Raw genomic sequence first — 20,541 nt, 5'->3', positions numbered from 1 at the left:
ATCCCGCCGGGACCTGGTAGACCGCCAGGATCCGGCGGGATCACGCGATCTCCAGGCCGGTGAGGATCCAGCGCTCGCGCAGCAGCTCCAGGCGCGCCGCCGCGGCCCGGACCCGGTTGCCCTCATCCAGGAGGACGGTCGCCTCGCAGGCCCCCGACATCGTCAGCTCGGTGCGCACGCTGCGGATGCGCGGACGCCTCGGCCTGGGCTCGTGCCCCAGGATCCGGGAGGCCAGGCCCGCCCGGCGGGCGAGAGCCTCGAACAGGGACGGGCTGGTCCACCGGGCCAGGTGGTCCACGGGGCGCAGCCCGGCCAGCACCTCGCTGGCCGCGGCCACGACGACCGCGGCCGTGCGCGAGGCGTCGACGCCGGTCAGAGAGCGGGTCCTGAGGGAGCCGTGATGCTGAGCGTCCGCCGAGTCGTTGACGGGTTTCGACGGCTTTGACGGAACCGCCCGGGTCGGCGTCGGGTGGGTCGGGGTGGGGCGGGTGCGGTGCTGAGGCCCGGTCGCGCGGCGAGTGGGGCGGGCATCTCGGGTCGGCGTAGCGGTGACGGTCATGGCGGGCTCCTGGGAGTGCGTCGGTGCCTTGCGGGCACGGGAGGGAACGTGGACGGTCGTGCGGTGAGGGCCAGTGCGGTGAGCGGTGAGCGCTGTGGCAGGGCCTCGGGTCCCGGTCTCAGGGGAAAGCGGCTCATCGTGACGGGTTCTGGCCTCCCGTCGTCGTGGTCGGCGCGGTCAGCGAGCTCGGGATGCTCAGTACCGTTCCGGGGCGGATCAGTGACGGGTTCGGCCCGATGACATCGGTGTTGGCGCGATACAGGACGGGCCAGGTCCGTGCGATCTGCGCGGGGCCGGACCCGGCGGGCAGAAGGTCGGCGGTGATCGACCACAGGCTTTCCCCGGGTCTCACGGTGTGCGTGTGCTCCGACGGCGCGTGGGCGTCCGGGGCGGTGGAGGTCGGCTCGTCGGGCGTGCCCGGCGATGAGCCGGCCGACTCACCCGATTCGTTCGACGGGGTCTGGGACGCTGGGGGCGCCGCGTCCTCGGCGGAGCCGGGCGTCGACTGGTCGGCCTGCGTCGACGGCGACGGCGACGGGGTCTGGGACGGGGGCTGGGACGGTGAGGAGGGCGCCGAGCTCGTGGGTCTCCACCCCAGATCATCCCCGCCGGAACCCGCCTCGGCCGCCAGGGCCGGGGCCGAGGACAGGGAGACGACGAGCGCTGAGGCCGCGATGCGACGGACCGCCGGGGCTCCCCATGCGTCGAGGATCCTGTCGGCCAGCCCGGGATCGCCCTCCTCCCGGGAGAGGCCGCGATCGCGGGGGCCGGTGAGGGCGACGAGGGCGAGTGCGGCCGACACCAGGTGCCACAAGGCTCCCAGGGCGCCGATCGTGCAGGTCCCGGCGACGACGGCGTCGGACAGGTGGGACATTCCCCAGGACTGCGGGCTGACCTCCAGGAGGCTCGCCGTGGAGCTGTGGGCCGCGTATCCCAGAAGCGCCAGCAGAATGCCGGACACCCCGGACAGCAGCACGAGTCGTAGGCGTGCACCCATGTCATCTCCATCGCCAATGATGATGTTTGATGATGTTAGATGTACTCCTATGGTGTCACAATGTCAAGAGGTGACGTGTGTTGTCTGAGATGGTGCCGATTCCCCGAACGGTCCGTTGCGGGGTTCGGGAACCGGGAGACTTTGCGCCGTGCGCCGAGTGTGGTGAGGTGGGGGTATGGACTGGGACCTGATGCTCGCCGACCTGGAGAGCAGCTTCGATGCCGAACGGCGTGCGGACCTGGTGGCGCAGAGCGCCGAGCTCGCCGAGGCCGAGCACGCCTCGATCGAGGTGGTCGACCGGCTCCGGGGAACGGTGGGACGTCTCATTCACCTGAGGACCCGCAGCGGTGTGCCGGTGGACGGCCTCGTGACCCGGGTCGAGCCCGCCTACCTCCTCGTCGACGAGGGGGAGGGGCTGCAGGCGATCGTGCCGCTGGCCGCGGTGGCGACGATGACGGTGCTGGCCGGTCCCGCGCCCCGGGACGACCGTCGTCGTCCCACGCTGGGGGCGCTGCTGCGCGAGATCGCTCGGCGCGGTGCGCGGGTGCGCCTGGTCCTGGGGGCCGGCGAGGTGGTGGGCCAGCTGGTTCGGGTGGGCTCGGACCATGTCGACGTCGCCCTCGACCCTGAGGGCGGGATCCGTGCGCGCCGCGCGCCCGGCGCAGGAGGTGCGGGGATCGTCAGTGTCATGACCGCGGCGATCGAGGTGCTGCGCAGCCGCTGACCTCCGCTTCGGTGCGGAGATGCCGGAGATGTCGTGGGGGAGATGAAGGCGCCGTGGGGGATGCCGTAGGGGAGACGGACGGCGACCCGAGGCGGGTGGCTCAGACCTCCTCGTCCTCGCCCCAGCCCGCGGCCACCATGGCCCGCGTGGAGGCGAGCTGACGCTGGATGTAGTCCTCGAGCGCCTGGTCCTCGATGCGCCAGAGCTTGCGGGCGCCGACCTGGATGGCCGGAAGGTCCCCGGTGCGGATGAGGGCGCGCACGGCCTGGGCTGACAGCTGGAGCTGCTCGGCGACGTCGGCGATGGTCAGGAATCGTGTGCTCATAGAACGATGATCCCACTGCTCGATCCTCTCCACAATTCTCAAACAAAGTTGTGGATAACCTTGCGGTATCATTTCATCTTGGCGATGATTACAGGCGATCAAGGAGGATTCCCGTGACGTCATCTCCCCGTGCGCACTCCCGAGCAGTACCCGAGCGCCCCCGCAGCGGCCGATGGCGCCGCCCCGCCTGGAGGGATCCGCGAATGGCCGGGGGAGTAGTCCTGGTCGCAGCGGCCGTGGCCCTGGGGGCCTGGGCCGTCGACGCCGCCGCAGACACCACGCGGGTCTACGTGCTCTCCCAGGACGTCGCCCCCGGAACCGACCTGACCGCTGACGGCGTCCTCACGACGGTCGAGGCCCATCCCGGCACCGACGCCTATATCGAGGTCGGGCACCTGCCCGAGGGGGCGGTGGCCACCCGCTCCATGAGCAAGGGTGAGCTGCTGGCGGCGGTGGCCGTGGACAGCAGCCGGGAGCAGGAGCTGCGGCCGGTGGTCCTCAACGTCGCCTCCAACCTGCCGGCCTCGACGAAGGTCGGCGACTACGTCGACCTGTGGATCGTGCCCAAGGACTCCGTCGCCGGCAGGCCCGCCGCCCAGGCGCCCGCAACCGGGCAGCCCGATCAGGACGGGCAGGCCGGTGAGGGCGGCGCCCGCCGAGTGGCCACAGGACTGGTCATCGCCTCGGTCGGCGAGGCCAGCAAGGAACTCATCTCCTCGCCGAGCACCGGGGTGGAGGTCAAGGTTCCCGAGGGCTCCCTCGCCGCCGTCCTCAGCGCCGTCGGGCAGGAGGGGGCGCTGGTCCTGGTTCCCACCGGCCAGGAGGCGCCTGCGGAGAAGTCCTCGTGAGCACCCCGGGCGCCGGGATCCTCCTGGCCCTCAGTGGTGACGACGCCGACATCCTGCGTGCGCTGAGCCAGGCGGGAAGCGGACTGTGCGTGGTGCGCAGGTGCGCCGACCTGCCTGAGCTGCTCTCGGCGGGCATGGCCGGGCTGGCGTCCTTCGCCCTGATGGACACCGGGTTCGACGAGATCGACCGCACCGTCCTGGACCGGCTCTCACGCGCCGGTCTGAGCGGGCTGCTCCTGGTGGAGGCTCATGAGGAGCAGCGCTGGCGCAGCGCGGGATGGCCGGTCCTGCGCCGTGACGCCGCCCCCGGGCGCGTCCGCTCCGTGCTGCAGGACCTCGTGCGGCGCGGCTCGACCGGTCCCAGCGCGCCCACCCCCGGTTCATCCCCTGGCTCCTCCACCGCCTCCGGGACACCGTCCGGTGCGGCAGCTGGCCCGCCGCCGACGAGCGACGACTGGCTGAGTGCCGCCACACCCGCGTCACCGGCATCCACTGCATCGCCCGGCGCCGCTCAGGAGACCGCCTGGCTGGAGGACCTGTGGCGACTTTCTCCCGGACCGGACCGAGACGGGGAGCCGGCCGCGCAACCCGGACCCGCGGTCCCCGCGACACCACCGTCGACACCACCGTCGACACCGCCGTCGGTGGCGCCGTCGATACCGCCGGCACGGCCGCACGCCGTCGTCGCCGACCCGAGCCCCGCAGAGGGGGCTCGTCCGACCCCTCGTCCGGGACCCCAGGCCTCGGCCCGCGACGGCGGACCCGGACGGATCGTCGTGGTGTGGGGACCTCATGGCGCCCCCGGACGCTCGACCGTGGCCGCCTCCCTCGCCCATGGCCTGGCCCCCTCCGGCGGGGCGATCCTCGTGGACGCCGATGTCGAGGCCCCCAGCCTGGTCCAGGTCCTCGGCATGCCGGAGGACTCCTCAGCCCTGGCCGGAGCCGCCCGCCTGGCCACTCACGGCCGGCTCGACGCCGAGAGCTTCCAACGGGTCCTGGCCCCGGTGGGCGCCGGCGTGTCCCTGCTGGGAGGCCTGGGGCGGGCCGGGCGCTGGCGCGAGCTGCCGCCGGCCTCCATGACCGAGGTCTGGCTCCAGTGCCGTCAGGCCGCGGCCTGGACCGTCGTCGACGTCGCCGGCGGCGTCATCGACGACGATGTCGACGACTTCACGCTCGAGCCCGGACGCGGGGCGGTGACCGCCGACCTGGTGTCGAGAGCCGACGTCGTCCTGATGGTGGGCGGGGCTGACCCGGTCGGGGTGCGCCGGCTGCTCCAGCTCCTGGACGAGGTGGGCTCCTCCGTGACTCCCACCGGGCGGGTCGAGGTCGTCGTCAACCGGGTGCGGGCCTCGGCCGCCGGGCCCTCGCCCCAGCAGGCGCTGCGGGAGGCCCTGGCCCGTTTCGGCGGCCTGGAGGACATCGTGCTGCTGCCCGACGACGCGGCGACGGCCGACACCTGCCTCCTCCAGGGGCGCAGCGTCCTGGAGGGCTCACCCGGCAGCCCGCTGGGGAAGGCGCTGAGCGCACTGGTCGATCGGATCGACCCTCAGGCGAGCGGAGCACGCAAGGGCCGCTCCTCGCGCCGGTCGCTGCTGCGGCGTCGTAAGAAGCACCACCGGGCGCACGACTCGGCCGACAAGGCCGGGGCCACAGGCAGAAGGCGCCGCTCCGCCGCGCGCGGCAAGGACGGGCGAGGCCGGCGCGGCGACAGCTCCCAGGCGGACGGAACCCAGGGGGCGGCTCCGGGGACGGCTCGGGGCGGAGCGCATGTCCCGCAGCCGTCCCAGCAGCCGTCTCAGCGGCCCGCACCACCGTCGACGTGGCCCTCGCCCTCGACGCAGGCGCCGCCCCCGCCCCCGGGCCCGGCGCGCTGGCCGGGGGCGACGCCGTGGCAGGGCGCGGGCTCAGGTGCGGGCGCGGGTGCGGGCGCGGGGTCAGGGCCGCCGGATCCTGGAGTGGATCGCGGTCCGGGCCGTCTCCTGGATGCCGGTCAAGGCGCCGCACGAGGCGATGACCGACACCGTGGTCGGCGAGACGACCGAGGCCATGAGGATCCTCCGTCGGTACCACCCGGGTCCGGGAGGCACCGGTACTGACCCCCGGTGCGGGCGGTGAGGCAGACTGGGGGCATGCGCATCTACCTTCCCGCCACCGCCGCCCACCTGCGTGCCGCCGCCCTCGGCTCCTCGCAGGAGCCGCTTCTGGCCCACGCCGCCACCCCCGCGCTCGCTCGTGCTCTGCCGGAGGAGGACGAGGAGGGCCTGGAGGTCTCGGCCTCCCTGTGCGCCGCCGACGCCTCCCTCGTGCTGCTGGCCGAGCCCGAGGCCGAGGGACTGGCTGACCGGCGCATCGTCATTGCCGCCGACGTCGACGCTGAGCACGTGCGCGAGCTCGCCGTCGAAGGAGACGTGCTGCCGGGTACGGTCGAGGTCGCCACCGAGATCTCCTGGGACGACGTCGCGGCCCTGCTCGTGGACGAGTCCGAGGCGCAGGCGGATGTCCGTGCCGCCCGACTCGGTGACGAGGACGCCTTCGAACGCGCGGCCGAGGCCGACCTGCTCTGGTTCGACGTCACCGAGCGCGACGCGCTGGCCGAGAGCCTCGGGGTCTGACGCAAAACCGGGCAGGTGCGGTCCTCCTCCCCGCCGTCGAACCTGCTCCTGCGCCGGTCCGGCGCCAGCCCTGAAAGGCCTCTCCAGTGACCAGTTCCACGGGGCCCTGCCTTGCGCAACCGGGTCCGATGCTGGGTATGGTGCTCTCTGCCAAAGACCGCAGGTCTCCCGCTCCGGCGGGACCAAGTCCACTGAAGGTGGGGCCGGCGCAGGTGAGAACGTGACCCCCTCCGGGCGTGCCCGGAGCGAGCCCCGTGCCCACCGGCGCGGGGCTTTTCCAGTGGGTGGGCCCTGCGGCATACCACGGAAGGAGGGCCCATGGCACGGCCTGACAAGGAAGCAGCCGTCGCTGCTCTGGCGGACAAGTTCCGCCAGGCTGACGCGGTCCTGCTGACTGAGTACCGGGGACTGAGCGTCGCCCAGCTCAAGGAGCTGCGTCGTTCCCTCGCTGGTAACGCCGAGTACACCGTGGTGAAGAACACGCTTGCTGCGATCGCTGCCCGCCAGGTCGGGCTCGAGGGCTTCGCCGACGACCTCAAGGGCCCCTCCGCCCTGACCTTCGTCTCCGGTGAGCCGGTCGAGGCTGCCAAGGCTCTGCGTGACTTCGCCAAGGACAACCAGCAGCTCGTCATCAAGGGCGGTGTCATGGACGGCGCCGTGCTGTCCGCCGACGGCGTTGACAAGCTTGCCTCTCTCGAGTCCCGCGAGGTGCTGCTCGCCAAGACCGCGGGCGCCGTCAAGGCGTCCCTGTCCAAGGCTGCGTACCTCTTCGCCGCACCGGCCTCCCAGGCCGTGCGCACCGTCGACGCCCTGCGCGAGAAGCAGGAGACCGCGGCCTGAGCGGGCCGCACGCGTCATCCACCAACCCTGCGCGCGCAGGAACCTGATAAGGAAGGAACGCCCATCATGGCGAAGCTGACCACCGAAGAGCTCATCGAGCAGTTCAAGGAGCTCACCCTCATCGAGCTCTCCGAGTTCGTCAAGGCCTTCGAGGAGACCTTCGACGTTACCGCCGCCGCTCCGGCCGCCGTGGCCGTTGCCGCTGCCCCCGGCGCTGCCGGTGGCGAGGCCGCCGCCGAGGAGAAGGACGAGTTCGACGTCATCCTCGAGGCCGCCGGCGACAAGAAGATCCAGGTCATCAAGGAGGTGCGCGCCCTGACCTCCCTCGGCCTGAAGGAGGCCAAGGAGCTCGTCGACGGCGCTCCCAAGCCCGTCCTCGAGGGCGCCAACAAGGAGGCCGCCGAGAAGGCCAAGGAGCAGCTCGAGGGCGCCGGCGCCACCGTCACCCTCAAGTGAGCTCGTCCCCGCTGCCTGAGGCGGCCTGAGGGTCGTCGTCGGCCGGGGGAGCCCAGCATCACCGGGTCCCGTCCACCACCAGGTGGGCGGGACCCGGTTGCGTGCCGGGACCGCAGCGGTCTCTGCTCACCTCGACGCCGTCGGAGAGTCGGCAGGGGAGCCGACCGCGCAGCGGGATTCAGGTCACGCGGAGGGCTCGGGCGGGGCAGTATGCGCGACTGTGGTGGGAATCGCAAGGATCGGGTGAGAATCGGCGTGGAGTCCTTGACGTCGGCCGTGTACGCTAGCGCTTTGCGTGCATTGTGTGTATTGGCGCGAGGAGTATCTGCCCTCCGCGCGGGCCCTGGCCCGTCGGAACCCTGGCGGGCGCGAGCCCGACACCGCAGATTCTACTCAACCCGGTGCTCGCGGTGTGCGTTGTGTGATCCCCGATCTGAGGGAAGGATCCCCCTTTGGCTGCCTCGCGCACCTCTGCACCCACTGCTGCTGACATCGCCGCTCGTACCGCGTCGCGTCGTATCAACTTTGCCAAGATCGCTGAGCCCATGCAGGCTCCGAATCTGCTCGCCCTCCAGACCGAGAGCTTCGACTGGCTCGTCGGTAACGAGAGGTGGCGCGAGCGGATGATCGCCGCCAACAAGGCGCATCCGGGTTCCCTGCCCGAGACCTCCGGTCTGGAGGAGATCTTCGACGAGATCTCCCCGATCGAGGACTTCGGGGAGACCATGGCCCTGTCCTTCCACGACCACCGCTTCGAGGAGCCGAAGTACACGGCCGAGGAGTGCCAGGAGAAGGACCTCACCTACTCCGCCCCCCTCTACGTGGTGGCGGACTTCGAGAACTTCTCCACCGGTGAGATCAAGTCCCAGACGGTCTTCATGGGCGACTTCCCGCTCATGACCGACAAGGGCACCTTCATCGTCAACGGCTCCGAGCGCGTCGTCGTCTCCCAGCTCGTGCGCTCGCCCGGCGTGTACTTCGAGCGCACCACCGAGAAGGCCACGGACAAGTACGTCTACAACGTCAAGTTCATCCCCTCGCGCGGCGCCTGGCTCGAGTTCGAGATCGACAAGTCCGACCGCGTCTCGGTGCGCATCGACCGCAAGCGCAAGCAGGACGTCACCGTCTTCCTGCTGGCCCTGGGCATGGACGAGTCCGAGATCCGCAAGGAGTTCGCCGACTTCCCGGCCCTGACCTCCGCCCTGGACGAGGACCGCAAGATCACCACCCAGGACGAGGCGCTCCTGGACATCTACAAGAAGATCCGCCCCGGCGAGCCGCCGAGCGTCGAGGCCGGGCGCACCCTGCTGGAGAACTTCTACTTCAACCCCAAGCGCTACGACCTGGCCAAGGTCGGCCGCTACAAGATCAACAAGAAGCTGGGCCTGGCCTCGGACCTGACCGAGTCCACCCTGCGGATCGAGGACATCGTCGCGGCCCTGCGCTACCTGCTGGCCCTGCACGCCGGCGCCGAGACCGTCGAGGGCGTGCGCGACGGCGAGATCACCGAGATCGCCGTCGAGTACGACGACATCGACCACCTGGGCAACCGTCGTATCCGCGCCGTCGGCGAGCTCATCCAGGCGCAGGTGCGCACCGGTATGAGCCGCATGGAGCGTCAGGTGCGCGAGCGCATGACCACCCAGGACGTCGAGGCCATCACGCCGAACACGCTCATCAACATCCGGCCCGTGACGGCCGCGATCAAGGAGTTCTTCGGCACCTCCCAGCTCAGCCAGTTCATGGACCAGAACAACCCGCTGGCGGGTCTGACCCACAAGCGCCGCCTGAGCGCTCTGGGCCCCGGCGGTCTGTCCCGTGAGCGCGCCTCCATGGAGGTCCGCGACGTCCACACCTCCCACTACGGGCGCATGTGCCCCATCGAGTCCCCCGAGGGCCCCAACATCGGCCTCATCGGCTCGCTGGCCACCTTCGGGCGCATCAACCCCTTCGGCTTCGTCGAGACCCCCTACCGCGTCGTCGTCGACGGCCAGGTCACCGACGAGACCCACTACCTGACGGCCGACGACGAGGACCGCCACGTCATCGCCCAGGCCAACGTCACCCTCACCGAGGACGGCCACTTCGCCGAGGACCACGTCCTGTGCCGCGTCACCGGCGGTGAGCCGGCCCTCGTGCCCTCCTCGCAGGTGGACCTCATGGACGTCTCCCCGCGCCAGATGGTGTCGGTGGGTACCTCCCTGATCCCCTTCCTCGAGCACGACGACGCCAACCGCGCCCTCATGGGCGCCAACATGCAGCGCCAGGCCGTGCCGCTCATCCGCCCCGACGCCCCGCTGGTGGGCACGGGCATGGAGCGGCGCACCGCCGTCGACGCCGGCGACGTCCTCGTGGCCGACAAGGCCGGTGTCGTCACCGAGGTCTGCGCGGACTTCGTGCGCGTGGCGAACGACGACGGCACCGAGAAGGTCTACAAGGTCGCCAAGTTCCGCCGCTCCAACCAGGGCAACTGCTACAACCAGCGGGTCGTGGCCACCGAGGGTGAGCGCGTCGAGGTCGGATCGGTCCTGGCCGACGGCCCCGCCACCAACGAGGGAGACCTGGCCCTGGGCCAGAACCTCCTGGTCGCCTTCATGACCTGGGAGGGCCTCAACTACGAGGACGCCATCATCGTCTCCCAGCGCGTGGTCGCCGAGGACATGCTCACCTCGATCCACATCGAGGAGCACGAGGTCGACGCCCGTGACACCAAGCTGGGCGCCGAGGAGATCACCCGCGACATCCCCAACGTCAGCGAGGAGACCCTGGCCAACCTCGACGAGCGCGGCATCATCCGCATCGGCGCCGAGGTCCGCAGCGGTGACATCCTCGTGGGCAAGGTGACCCCCAAGGGTGAGACCGAGCTGACCAGCGAGGAGCGCCTCCTGCGCGCCATCTTCGGTGAGAAGGCCCGCGAGGTGCGCGACACCTCGCTGCGCGTGCCCCACGGCGAGTACGGCATCGTCACCGGCGTGCGCGAGATCGACGCCGCCTCCGACGACGCCGAGCTGCCCGCCGGCGTCAACCGCATGGTGCGCGTCTACATCGCCCAGCGCCGCAAGATCACCGTGGGTGACAAGCTCTCCGGCCGCCACGGCAACAAGGGCGTCATCTCCAAGATCCTGCCCGTGGAGGACATGCCCTTCCTGGCCGACGGCACCCCGGTCGACGTCATCCTCAACCCGCTGGGCGTGCCCAGCCGCATGAACGTCGGCCAGGTCCTCGAGCTGCACCTGGGCTGGGTGGCCTCCCGCGGCTGGGACGCCACCGCGGCCCGCGAGGCCGGCGAGGCCTGGACCGCCAACCTGCCCGAGAACGGCATCAAGGCCGAGCCCCGCACGCCCGTGGCCACGCCCGTCTTCGACGGTGTGCGCGACAACGAGCTCATGGGGCTGCTGGACTCCACGCTGCCGACCTCCGACGGCCTGCAGCTGGTCGAGCCCAACGGCAAGGCGCGCCTGTTCGACGGCCGCTCCGGTGAGCCCTTCCCGTACCCCATCTCGGTGGGCTACATGTACATCCTCAAGCTCCACCACCTCGTGGACGACAAGATCCACGCCCGCTCCACGGGTCCGTACTCCATGATCACCCAGCAGCCGCTGGGCGGTAAGGCCCAGTTCGGTGGTCAGCGCTTCGGTGAGATGGAGGTGTGGGCCATGGAGGCCTACGGCGCCGCCCACGCCCTCCAGGAGCTCCTCACCGTCAAGTCCGACGACGTCAACGGCCGTGTCAAGGTTTACGAGGCCATCGTCAAGGGCGAGGACATCCCCGAGCCCGGCATCCCCGAGTCCTTCAAGGTGCTCATGAAGGAGATGCAGTCGCTGTGCCTGAACGTCGAGGCCCTGGACGCCGAGGGCAGCGCCATCGCCCTGGACGACACCGACGACGACGGCTCGCGCGCCGCCGAGGAGCTCGGCTTCAACCTGGGCCGGCGTCCGGGTGGGGCCACCGCCTCCACGGTCGACGAGATCTGAGTGGCCACCTCGGTGACGACTCCGTGACAACTTCATCGAGCCCCGGTTGAGGGCGGGCGGCAGGCCCGCCCGCCCTCCCACCAGGCTCGCAGGCGCCGTCGGAGTCATGGAACAACGACGACGGAACGCCCCCAGACCACCACCTGATGAGATTCACCATCGGAAGTAGGAACTGTGCTCGACGCCAACGTGTTCGACAGGATCCAGCTCGGCCTCGCCACCGCGGAGGACATTCGCTCGTGGTCCCACGGCGAGGTCAAGAAGCCCGAGACCATCAACTACCGCACCCTCAAGCCGGAGAAGGACGGCCTGTTCTGCGAGAAGATCTTCGGTCCCACCCGGGACTGGGAGTGCGCCTGCGGCAAGTACAAGCGCGTGCGCTACAAGGGCATCGTCTGCGAGCGCTGCGGGGTCGAGGTCACTCGCTCCAAGGTGCGTCGCGAGCGCATGGCCCACATCAAGCTCGCCGCGCCGGTCACCCACATCTGGTACTTCAAGGGCGTCCCCTCGCGCCTGGGCTACCTGCTCAACCTCGCGCCCAAGGACCTGGAGAAGGTCATCTACTTCGCGGCCTACATGGTTACCGAGGTCGACGAGGAGGGCCGTCACGACGACCTGCCCTCGCTGCGCAACGAGCTCGAGGTCAAGAAGAAGCACCTCGAGGAGTCCGGCCAGGCCGAGGTCGAGGCGCGTCAGCAGCGCCTCGAGGAGGACCTCGCCCAGCTCGAGGCCGAGGGCGCCGAGGCCTCCCAGCGCGAGAAGCTCCGCAAGACCGCCGAGCGCGAGATCACGGCCATGCGCCGTCGCAACCAGCGCGCCCTGGAGCACATGGACAAGGTGTGGGACCGCTTCGTGAGCCTCAAGGTCGGTGACCTGGAGGGTGACGAGGTCCTCTACCGCGACATGGTCGCCGACTACGGCATCTACTTCAAGGGCGCCATGGGCGCCGAGGCCATCCAGGCCCGCCTGCGCAGCTTCGACCTGGAGGCCGAGGCCGCCGCCCTGGCCGAGATCGTCGAGAACGGTACCGGCCAGCGCAAGACCCGCGCCATCAAGCGCCTCAAGGTCGTCAACGCCTTCCGCATGACCGGCACCGCCCCGGAGTCGATGGTCCTGGACAACATCCCGGTCATCCCGCCGGACCTGCGCCCCATGGTCCAGCTCGACGGTGGCCGCTTCGCCACCAGTGACCTCAACGACCTCTACCGCCGGGTCATCAACCGCAACAACCGCCTCAAGCGGCTCATGGACCTGGGTGCCCCGACGATCATCGTCAACAACGAGAAGCGCATGCTTCAGGACGCCGTCGACGCCCTGTTCGACAACGGCCGCCGCGGCCGCCCGGTCACCGGCGTGGGCAACCGCCCGCTGAAGTCCCTGTCCGACATGCTCAAGGGCAAGCAGGGTCGCTTCCGCCAGAACCTCCTGGGCAAGCGCGTGGACTACTCGGGCCGGTCCGTTATCGTCGTCGGCCCCCAGCTCAAGCTGCACCAGTGCGGTCTGCCCAGCCAGATGGCCCTGGAGCTGTTCAAGCCCTTCGTCATGAAGCGGCTCGTCGAGCTCAAGGAGGCCCAGAACGTCAAGGCCGCCAAGCGCATGGTCGAGCGCGCCAACCCCAAGGTCTGGGACGTCCTGGCCGAGGTCATCCGCGAGCACCCCGTGCTGCTCAACCGCGCCCCCACCCTGCACCGCCTGGGAATCCAGGCCTTCGAGCCTCAGCTCATCGAGGGCAAGGCCATCCAGCTGCACCCGCTCGTGTGCGGCGCCTTCAACGCCGACTTCGACGGCGACCAGATGGCCGTCCACCTGCCGCTGGGCGCCGAGGCGCAGGCCGAGGCCCGCATCCTCATGCTGTCCTCCAACAACATCCTCAAGCCCTCCGACGGGCGCCCGGTGACCATGCCCAGCCAGGACATGATCATCGGCACCTACTACCTCACCTCCGACCCCGACCCGGCGGTCGAGGTCGAGCGCGACGCCGAGGGCAACGAGATCGTCCCGGCCTTCTCCTCCTTCGCGGAGGCGGTCATGGCCTACGACTTCGGCAAGCTCCACGTCAACGCCGCCTGCGACATCCGCTTCGAGGAGGGCATCGCCGCGCCCGAGGGCTGGGAGCCGCCCGAGGGCTGGAGCGAGGGCGACCCGATCACCCTGCGCACCTCGCTGGGACGGGCCCTGTTCAACACCTCGCTGCCCGAGACCTTCCCCTACGTCAACTACGTCGTGGACAAGAAGCAGCTGGGCAACATCGTCAACGCCCTGGCGGAGAACTACTCCCGCGTGGAGGTGGCCGCCTCCCTGGACGCCCTCAAGGCCAACGGCTTCTACTGGTCCACCTGGTCCGGTATCACCGTGGCCTTCGCCGACGTCGTCTCCCCGGAGGCCAAGCAGGAGATCCTCGTGCGCTACGAGAACGAGGCCGCCGAGATCGAGGAGCAGTTCGAGCTCGGTGCCCTCACCGAGGACGACCGCTACGCCTCGCTCATCGACATCTGGACCAAGGCCACCGCCGAGGTCGCCGAGGCGATGCGCGAGAACTTCCCGCAGCGCAACACCGTCTACCAGATGGTGGTCTCCGGGGCCCGAGGCAACTGGGACCAGATCCGTCAGCTCGCCGGTATGCGCGGCCTGGTGGCCGACCCCAAGCAGCGCCTCATCGAGCGCCCCATCAAGTCGAACTACCGTGAGGGCCTGAGCGTCCTGGAGTACTTCATCGCCACCCACGGCGCCCGCAAGGGCCTGGCGGACACGGCGCTGCGTACCGCCGACTCCGGCTACCTCACGCGTCGTCTGGTCGACGTCTCCCAGGACGTCATCGTCCGCGAGGAGGACTGCGGCACCCGCAAGGGCCTGACCAAGCGGATCTTCTCCTGGATCGAGGCCGGCGACGAGCTCATCAAGGAGCCCTCGGAGATCCTGGGCACCACCGTGTTCGGCACCACCCTGGCCCGCGACGCCATCGACGCCGAGGGCAACCTCATCATCGAGGCCGGCGCCGACCTCGGCGACGCCGAGATCCAGGCCGCCATCGACGCGGGCATCGAGGAGATCACGGTCCGCTCCGTGCTGACCTGCGACTCCAACGTCGGTACCTGCGCCGCCTGCTACGGCCGCTCGCTGGCCACCGGCAAGCGCGTCGACATCGGTGAGGCCGTCGGCATCATCGCCGCCCAGTCCATCGGTGAGCCCGGCACGCAGCTGACCATGCGTACCTTCCACACCGGTGGTGCGGCCGGCGCCGCCGACATCACCCAGGGTCTGCCCCGTGTGCAGGAGCTCTTCGAGGCCCGCACGCCCAAGGGCGAGGCCGCCGTGGCCGAGGCCGCCGGCACCCTCAAGATCGAGGACGACGCCGACGGCAAGCGCCTGGTCATCACCCGCGACGACGGCGAGGAGGACGTCATCGTCCCGGTCTCGCGCCGTCAGCGCCTGCTGGTGACCGACGGTGACCACGTGGAGCCCGGTCAGGCCCTCACCGAGGGGCCGGTCGACCCCAAGAAGGTCCTGCGCCTGCGCTCGGTGGCCGCCACCCAGCGGCACCTCGTCGAGGAGGTCCAGGAGGTCTACCGCTCCCAGGGCGTGGACATCCACTCCAAGCACATCGAGGTCATCGTGCGCCAGATGCTGCGCCGCGTGACCGTGCTGGACTCCGGGGACACCAACCTCCTCCAGGGAGACCTGGTCGACGTCATGCACTACCGCGCCGAGAACCGCCGGGTCATGGCCGAGGGCGGCAAGACCGCCACCGGTCGTACCGAGCTCATGGGCATCACCAAGGCCTCGCTGGCCACGGACTCCTGGCTGAGCGCCGCCTCCTTCCAGGAGACCACGCGCGTGCTCACCGAGGCCGCCATGAACGGCAAGTCCGACCCGCTGCTGGGCCTCAAGGAGAACGTCATCCTCGGTAAGCTCATCCCCGCCGGTACGGGCCTGGCCCGCTACTCGGACATCGAGGTCGAGCCCACCGAGGAGGTCAAGGCCGAGGTCTTCTCCCGCGTGGACCTGGGGGACAACGTCTTCGGTGAGTCCGTCGCCTTGGACGACTTCCACTTCGGCGGCGACCTGCGCGCGGACTTCTCCGACGACTTCCGCACCGGTTTCTCCAGCAGCGAGGACGTCGAGTTCTAGGCGAGCCGTCGCGGCCCGCGCGGTTCATCGTCCCGATAGCGTCCGGCCCGCTCCCCACCGGGGGAGCGGGCCGGACGCCGTTTCATGGGTAGTGATGGGGGAGAGGCGGACCTCCCAGGCTTCCCACCCAGGTCAGCAGCTGATGAGCCAGTCGCCGACAGTATTCTCAAACTCGCTGAGGAGGCTCAAGACAGGGTTCGAAGAGGCCGGTACCCTCAAGTAAGCAATCATGGTTGGCTGCAAGCGCCACTTCTAAAGAGGAGTTATATGGTTCGTTATGTTGAAGTTCTCAGCATCACGCAAGAGGGGAGGGGAGGGCGTGAATAGTGGCCGCATCAACACCCCTGAACAGTCAGATAGGGCACGAAGGCGATCTCTCGTAGCATTTATGGCGGCCTCCGCAGTCTTCATGGTCGCCTCATTCCTGTCTTTCGTGAACAGGGGACCTTTCGGTCTTACTTTACTTGCAGGGGTGAGCGTACCATGTATGCTGCTTTTTGCCCTCTCAGTTTATCGCGTTGGGGTGGCAATCAAGTGCGGAAGGAGCTACTGGAGGATGGGTCGCGGGCATGTTGCTCTGGAGAGCCCGCCTGAACTCCTCTACTGGGAAGTGCTGTTGCTGGTTTTCCAGGCCTGTGCGATCCTGCTCCTGTTGCCGATTCTACTGCTTAGTAGAAGGGGGGAGTGGATGTTCGTCGCTGCTCCAATTGTCATCACCTCTCTCACTCTCCCTGAACTCATGAGGCTGCTAAAAAATGGGCGCCCCTCTTCGTCGAAAATTATTCTCTCTCCAGACTGCGTAGCATTTCAAGAGAGCAACAGAATTGTTACCAATATTTCCTGGAAACAAATGCCTCGTCTTGAAGGGGTGATGAAAGACAAGGCGGTCATCGCTTGTAATGGTGGTGAAGTGATAGCCTTTCCGATGGCTTATGTTCCGCTAACGTACCGCCAGCTTGAACGCCTTCTGAGGTCTTTCTCTACTGATGTCCGGCTGCGAAGCAGGCTCTCCGCTCCTGATGGTCTAGAGGCTGTCATAACCGTTCTGGAACCCACCGCGGCCGAGCTTTTTGATGGATCCTGGACTTGGAGGCGTGAGGCAAATAGTGCAGAGGGTCGGTAAAGTCGGTTTTAGGTGCTTGGCTGGGTCGGCAGGCTGATGGCTCGTGTGGCGCGCCTGGACCGGGCCTTTGCAGTTGTTGGTGGTTCGGGTGCATCGGAGCTGGCACGCCTTGACGGCTGCAGAGATGTCCACCTGCTTGGAGTCCAGGCGGCCTTTCATCGTCCCTGTGGGACCTGCGTCCCCGTCCCGCTGACGCACCAAGCTCCGTCAAAGCCCCGTCAAACCGGCTCAGCCGCCCTCGCCCACTGACTGTGTCGAACCTCTGGGGAACAAGGTCATACGAAGATGTGACCGAGGAGGCGGTCCGGCCCGCTCCCCACCGGGGGAGCGGGCCGGAGGCCGTTTCATGGGTAGTGATGGGGGAGAGGCGGACCTCGCAGGCGGCTCAGTCGGTGCGCTCACCGGCGAGCGCACCGACTGAACCGCCTGCGAGCATGGCCTCGCGCACGCGTCCCACCCAGGTCAGCTTCTCCTCCAGGGAGGCCTTCGCCGGGGTGTTGATCTTGACGCCCTCATAGGTTTGGGCGGAGCCGGCCGCACGCATCGTGGCGGCCACCCGTTCGGGCGTGAGCCAGCTGGTCGGCTCGTGCTCGGCCAGTGGCAGGTGCGCGTCGGCCCATGCCCAGGCCCACTGGGTCTCCTCGGGGCCCGCGCCCGAGATCATGACCCCGCCCAGGCGGCCGGCCTCGACGAGCTCGCGCAGATGGCGTTCCGGGGTGGCCGGGTCGTGGGTCTCGATGACGGAGCGCCCCCAGTTGACGGTGATGAGAGCCGGGGTGTCGCGGCAGGCGATGATCTCCTGGTCCAGGGGCAGGAAGGCCTTCTCCGAGGGACCCACGCCGCCCTCGGCGTCGCAGTGCTCCACGATCATGCCCAGGTTTCGGGAGGCGAAGTCCTCGGTCAGCTCGCTCAAGGAGGCGTGGAAGGCCTCGGCGCTGGCCCGGTGGTGGGGCGCCGAGTGCAGCTCGATCCGGGTGACGAGCTGGTCGCCTGCGGCCTCGTGGAGGCGGTCGACGGCCTCGAGCAGTGAGCGGGTGTAGGCCAGGGCCCGGCCGCGTCCGTCGTCGTCGGGGGAGGCCAGGCCGAATGCGGGGTCGGATCCCGCGCGCCCCATGGTTCCCGGGATCGCTGTGACGACGCACTGGCTGAAGCGTCCCGCCAGCTGCTCGGCCAGCCACGGCTCGGGCGCGTCGAGCGCCTCCCGGAAGGGCAGCTCAATGCCGTCGACCCAGCCGAGGTCGGCCAGGGCCGCATAGAGGGCGGCGGCGCCCCGGCGGTCCTCGTCATCGGGTGGAAGCATGGGGTAGGCGCCGACGACGACCGGTACGACGCGGCGTTCAGTCTGGTTCGGGGAGGTGGCGGACATGTGGTCTCCTTGAGGTTCCGGGATCGTGCTACAGTGCGCGATACATCAGACATCATATGACTGGACGGCGTGGTGGCGCACCGTTGCGCGCGGCGTCGATCAGTCACGGAAAGCCGCCGAAAAGTCGATACCGGCACAAGGGACCCCGTCCATGATCCTCGATCTCACCGCCTCCGATGCCTCCTCGCTCCTGAGCGTCAGCGACCGGGACGTCGCCGCCCTGTCCGCCTGCGAGCACGGCACGATCCTCCTCGACGTCGCCACCCGCGCCGACGCCGCCCTCATCGCGCTGACCGGCACCAACGGACGGATCACGCTGTCCGTGCGCGGGGGCCGCCTCCACGGCGAGCAGGTCCTCGGCACCGACCGCGGGCTTCCTCCGGGGACGGGGCAGGAGGACGCCGTCGAGCGGCGCCTCCTGGACGCCGAGGACGCCCTGGGCCTGGACGACGGCCGCCCCCACACGATCGCCCTGAGCGTCAACGACACCGGCACCCACCTCTACGCCGACGGCTACGAGTGCTTCTCCACGACCCTGGCCGCCTTCCTCGCCCAGATCGGGCTGACCGGCCTCGACGTCGCCCCCGACGGGATCGCGGAGGTGACGCGCCTGGCCGCCTGGGCCGAGCCGCTCAGCGACCGCGCCGTCATGGCCCAGTCCCTGGCTGTCGCCCCGCTGGTCCAGTTCGCGGCCAGTGAGCTCTCCGCCCGCGACGCCCGCCGCACCGGGGCCCTGGCCACCGGCTCCGTCCGGGCCCTGCTGCGCACCCGCGGTCGCGGCCAGGCCGGCACCGTCATCGCCGCCCGCGGCCACGGCGGCACCCTGCACCTCGACATTGACGCGCACGGCCTGATCTACCGGGTCCTGCCCGGCCCGGACTCGCCCGAGACCGAGCCCCTCATCGAGGTGCGCGCCCCGGGCCACTGGGACGAGGGGACCTGGCACGACGTCGTCGTCACCTCGGGGCGCGGAGCGGTGGAGATCCACGTCGACGGCTACCAGGTCGCCCACGCCCCCGGCGTCGCCTTCCTGGCCGACATCGCGCCGGTGACTCGCGTGGTCGTGGGCGCCGACCTGGACGGCAAGCGCCTCTTCGGCGAGGCCCAGACCGCCATGGTCTACGACGCCGTCCTGACCGACGCGCAGATCAAGCGCCTGGCCGGGGCCGAGCCGCTGCCCACCCGCGCCCTGTTCGACACCGGCTACCACGGGGCCCTGTCCTACCGGATCCCCTCACTGCTGACCCTGGACAGCGGCGTCGTCCTGGCCGGCGCCGACCAGCGCGTCTCCATCCCCAACGACGCCCCCAACGACATCAACCTCGTCATGCGCCGCAGCCTCGACGGCGGCGCCACCTGGGAGGAGATGCGCACCCTGTTGTCCCTGCCGGGCACCGGGGCGCTGGGGGCCTCCCTCATCGACTCCGTCCTGGTCCAGGACCGCTCCACCGGGCGCGTCATCTGCCTGGTCGACCAGTTCCCCGGCGGCATCGGCCAGCCCAACGCCGCCGTCGGCGCCGGCTTCGACGCCCAGGGCCGCCGCCTGCTGCACAACCGCTCCGGCGAGCTGTTCGCCGTCGAGGCCGACGGCACCGTGGTCACCGATGACGGCGAGCCCACCGGATACCGCATCATCCTGCGCAATGACGACGCCACCGGCGCCCGGGCCGGCGACGTCCTCCGGGACGGCGAGGCCGCGGGCAGCATCTACCTGGCCTACGAGCAGGCCCCCGAGGACTGCCTCTTCCAGCACCGCAGCTCCCACCTGCTCATGATCACCTCCGACGACGACGGCGCCACCTGGTCCGAGCCGATCGACATCACCGCCCAGGTCAAGGCCGACTGGATGTGCTTCCTGGGAACCGGCCCCGGCAACGCCATCCAGCTGACCGGCCCCGAGCACACCGGCCGCATCCTCGTGCCCGTCTACTACAGTCACGAGGCCGGCGGCACCGGCTTCCTGTCCTGCGCCACCATCTACTCCGACGACGGCGGGGCCACCTGGAGGCTGGGAGCCTCACCCAACGACGGCCGCGAGGTCCTGGGCGCCGTCGTCTCCTCCCGGGACCTGGCCGACGAGCGGGCCAGCCTGTACGAGTCCGTCCTGGTCGAGGGCGCCGACGGCGCGGTGCACGTGTGGGCCCGCAACCAGCACCCCTCGGGGCGGGTCGCCCACGCCGTCTCCCGCGACGGGGGCGCCACGTGGGGCGGGGTCGACTACGACGCCCAGCTCACCGAGATCTTCTCCCAGCCCAACGCCATCGCCGTCACCGGCGCCGATGGATCGAGCGGCAAGAGCATCGTCTTCGCCAACGCCTCCCGGATGCTGCCCTTCCGCGGCTGCGGCGTCATGCGTCTGACCCACGACGACGGCGCCACCTGGCCCCACAACCGGGTCGTCAACCCGCGCCACTACGTCTACCAGTGCATGGCCCAGCTGCCCGGCGGCGACATCGCCCTGCTGTGGGAACGGGAGTGGCAGGGCCTGTTCCTCACCACGGTGCCGCTGACCTGGCTGACGAGCTCGCGCTCGACGATCAGCTGAAGCCTCCCGCAGCCCGCTCCGTCCGGGCGCCCGCGGAGCGGAGG

At 69.8% G+C, this 20,541-nt stretch carries 14 protein-coding genes; 10 read left to right on the top strand and 4 right to left on the bottom strand.

Annotation, left to right across the window (positions count from 1 at the left end; genetic code table 11):
- Nucleotides 1-40 precede the first annotated feature (40 nt).
- Both EL340_RS07290 and EL340_RS07285 read right to left on the bottom strand, forming a co-directional pair.
- Nucleotides 41-559, bottom strand: coding sequence for an Rv3235 family protein (locus EL340_RS07290; protein WP_126414054.1), 519 nt, complete (start codon nucleotides 557-559; stop codon nucleotides 41-43).
- Between the two features lie 133 nt (nucleotides 560-692).
- Complete coding sequence (locus EL340_RS07285) at nucleotides 693-1,556, bottom strand: LysM peptidoglycan-binding domain-containing protein (RefSeq protein ID WP_126414053.1); 864 nt, start codon at nucleotides 1,554-1,556, stop codon at nucleotides 693-695.
- Between the two features lie 175 nt (nucleotides 1,557-1,731).
- Between EL340_RS07285 and EL340_RS07280 the strand changes: the two genes are divergently transcribed.
- Nucleotides 1,732-2,280, top strand: coding sequence for a Fis family transcriptional regulator (locus tag EL340_RS07280; RefSeq protein ID WP_126414052.1), 549 nt, complete (start codon nucleotides 1,732-1,734; stop codon nucleotides 2,278-2,280).
- 100 nt (nucleotides 2,281-2,380) lie between these two features.
- On the opposite strand, the gene EL340_RS07275 is transcribed toward EL340_RS07280, so the two are convergent.
- Nucleotides 2,381-2,605: a helix-turn-helix domain-containing protein gene (locus tag EL340_RS07275; RefSeq protein ID WP_126414051.1), complete on the bottom strand. Its 225-nt coding sequence runs from the start codon at nucleotides 2,603-2,605 to the stop codon at nucleotides 2,381-2,383.
- A 203-nt stretch (nucleotides 2,606-2,808) separates the two neighbouring features.
- On the opposite strand from EL340_RS07275, the gene EL340_RS07270 reads away from it, so the two are divergent.
- From EL340_RS07270 to EL340_RS15370, 8 genes are all read left to right on the top strand, one after another.
- On the top strand, nucleotides 2,809-3,453 hold the full coding sequence (locus tag EL340_RS07270) for a hypothetical protein (RefSeq protein ID WP_126415370.1): 645 nt from the start codon (nucleotides 2,809-2,811) through the stop codon (nucleotides 3,451-3,453).
- Nucleotides 3,450-5,549 carry a CpaE/TadZ family protein gene (locus EL340_RS07265; protein WP_126414050.1) on the top strand — a complete coding sequence of 700 codons (2,100 nt, stop codon included), beginning with the start codon at nucleotides 3,450-3,452 and terminating at the stop codon, nucleotides 5,547-5,549. The genes EL340_RS07270 and EL340_RS07265 overlap by 4 nt, the downstream gene beginning before the upstream one ends.
- A gap of 33 nt (nucleotides 5,550-5,582) precedes the next feature.
- The gene (locus tag EL340_RS07260) at nucleotides 5,583-6,065 is read left to right on the top strand and encodes a DUF6912 family protein (RefSeq protein ID WP_126414049.1); all 483 of its coding nucleotides are present in this window, start codon (nucleotides 5,583-5,585) and stop codon (nucleotides 6,063-6,065) included.
- Between the two features lie 318 nt (nucleotides 6,066-6,383).
- A complete protein-coding gene (rplJ, locus tag EL340_RS07255; protein ID WP_126414048.1) occupies nucleotides 6,384-6,905 on the top strand; it encodes a 50S ribosomal protein L10 in 522 nt (173 codons plus the stop codon).
- A gap of 66 nt (nucleotides 6,906-6,971) precedes the next feature.
- Complete coding sequence (gene rplL, locus EL340_RS07250; protein WP_003783501.1) at nucleotides 6,972-7,361, top strand: 50S ribosomal protein L7/L12; 390 nt, start codon at nucleotides 6,972-6,974, stop codon at nucleotides 7,359-7,361.
- A 452-nt stretch (nucleotides 7,362-7,813) separates the two neighbouring features.
- A complete protein-coding gene (rpoB, locus tag EL340_RS07245) occupies nucleotides 7,814-11,335 on the top strand; it encodes a DNA-directed RNA polymerase subunit beta (protein ID WP_126414047.1) in 3,522 nt (1,173 codons plus the stop codon).
- A gap of 174 nt (nucleotides 11,336-11,509) precedes the next feature.
- Complete coding sequence (locus EL340_RS07240; RefSeq protein ID WP_126414046.1) at nucleotides 11,510-15,463, top strand: DNA-directed RNA polymerase subunit beta'; 3,954 nt, start codon at nucleotides 11,510-11,512, stop codon at nucleotides 15,461-15,463.
- A gap of 487 nt (nucleotides 15,464-15,950) precedes the next feature.
- Complete coding sequence (locus EL340_RS15370; RefSeq protein WP_232023262.1) at nucleotides 15,951-16,586, top strand: hypothetical protein; 636 nt, start codon at nucleotides 15,951-15,953, stop codon at nucleotides 16,584-16,586.
- A 385-nt stretch (nucleotides 16,587-16,971) separates the two neighbouring features.
- Here EL340_RS15370 and EL340_RS07230 read toward each other — a convergent pair whose 3' ends face one another.
- Nucleotides 16,972-17,952 carry a DUF4862 family protein gene (locus EL340_RS07230; RefSeq protein WP_126414045.1) on the bottom strand — a complete coding sequence of 327 codons (981 nt, stop codon included), beginning with the start codon at nucleotides 17,950-17,952 and terminating at the stop codon, nucleotides 16,972-16,974.
- 151 nt (nucleotides 17,953-18,103) lie between these two features.
- Between EL340_RS07230 and EL340_RS07225 the strand changes: the two genes are divergently transcribed.
- Nucleotides 18,104-20,497 carry a sialidase family protein gene (locus tag EL340_RS07225; RefSeq protein ID WP_126414044.1) on the top strand — a complete coding sequence of 798 codons (2,394 nt, stop codon included), beginning with the start codon at nucleotides 18,104-18,106 and terminating at the stop codon, nucleotides 20,495-20,497.
- Nucleotides 20,498-20,541: the final 44 nt, after the last annotated feature.

It is taken from the genome of Actinomyces viscosus (assembly GCF_900637975.1).
Classification (GTDB): Bacteria; Actinomycetota; Actinomycetes; order Actinomycetales; family Actinomycetaceae; genus Actinomyces; species Actinomyces viscosus.
This window is presented reverse-complemented; position numbering and strand designations above follow the sequence as displayed.

Bases quoted from the DNA above. Each gene is read 5' to 3' on its own strand.
- EL340_RS07290 (WP_126414054.1), bottom strand. From the start codon at position 559: ATGACCGTCACCGCTACGCCGACCCGAGATGCCCGCCCCACTCGCCGC.
- EL340_RS07285 (WP_126414053.1), bottom strand. From the start codon at position 1,556: ATGGGTGCACGCCTACGACTCGTGCTGCTGTCCGGGGTGTCCGGCATT.
- EL340_RS07280 (WP_126414052.1), top strand. From the start codon at position 1,732: ATGGACTGGGACCTGATGCTCGCCGACCTGGAGAGCAGCTTCGATGCC.
- EL340_RS07275 (WP_126414051.1), bottom strand. From the start codon at position 2,605: ATGAGCACACGATTCCTGACCATCGCCGACGTCGCCGAGCAGCTCCAG.
- EL340_RS07270 (WP_126415370.1), top strand. From the start codon at position 2,809: ATGGCCGGGGGAGTAGTCCTGGTCGCAGCGGCCGTGGCCCTGGGGGCC.
- EL340_RS07260 (WP_126414049.1), top strand. From the start codon at position 5,583: ATGCGCATCTACCTTCCCGCCACCGCCGCCCACCTGCGTGCCGCCGCC.
- rplJ (WP_126414048.1), top strand. From the start codon at position 6,384: ATGGCACGGCCTGACAAGGAAGCAGCCGTCGCTGCTCTGGCGGACAAG.
- rplL (WP_003783501.1), top strand. From the start codon at position 6,972: ATGGCGAAGCTGACCACCGAAGAGCTCATCGAGCAGTTCAAGGAGCTC.
- EL340_RS15370 (WP_232023262.1), top strand. From the start codon at position 15,951: ATGCTGCTTTTTGCCCTCTCAGTTTATCGCGTTGGGGTGGCAATCAAG.
- EL340_RS07230 (WP_126414045.1), bottom strand. From the start codon at position 17,952: ATGTCCGCCACCTCCCCGAACCAGACTGAACGCCGCGTCGTACCGGTC.
- EL340_RS07225 (WP_126414044.1), top strand. From the start codon at position 18,104: ATGATCCTCGATCTCACCGCCTCCGATGCCTCCTCGCTCCTGAGCGTC.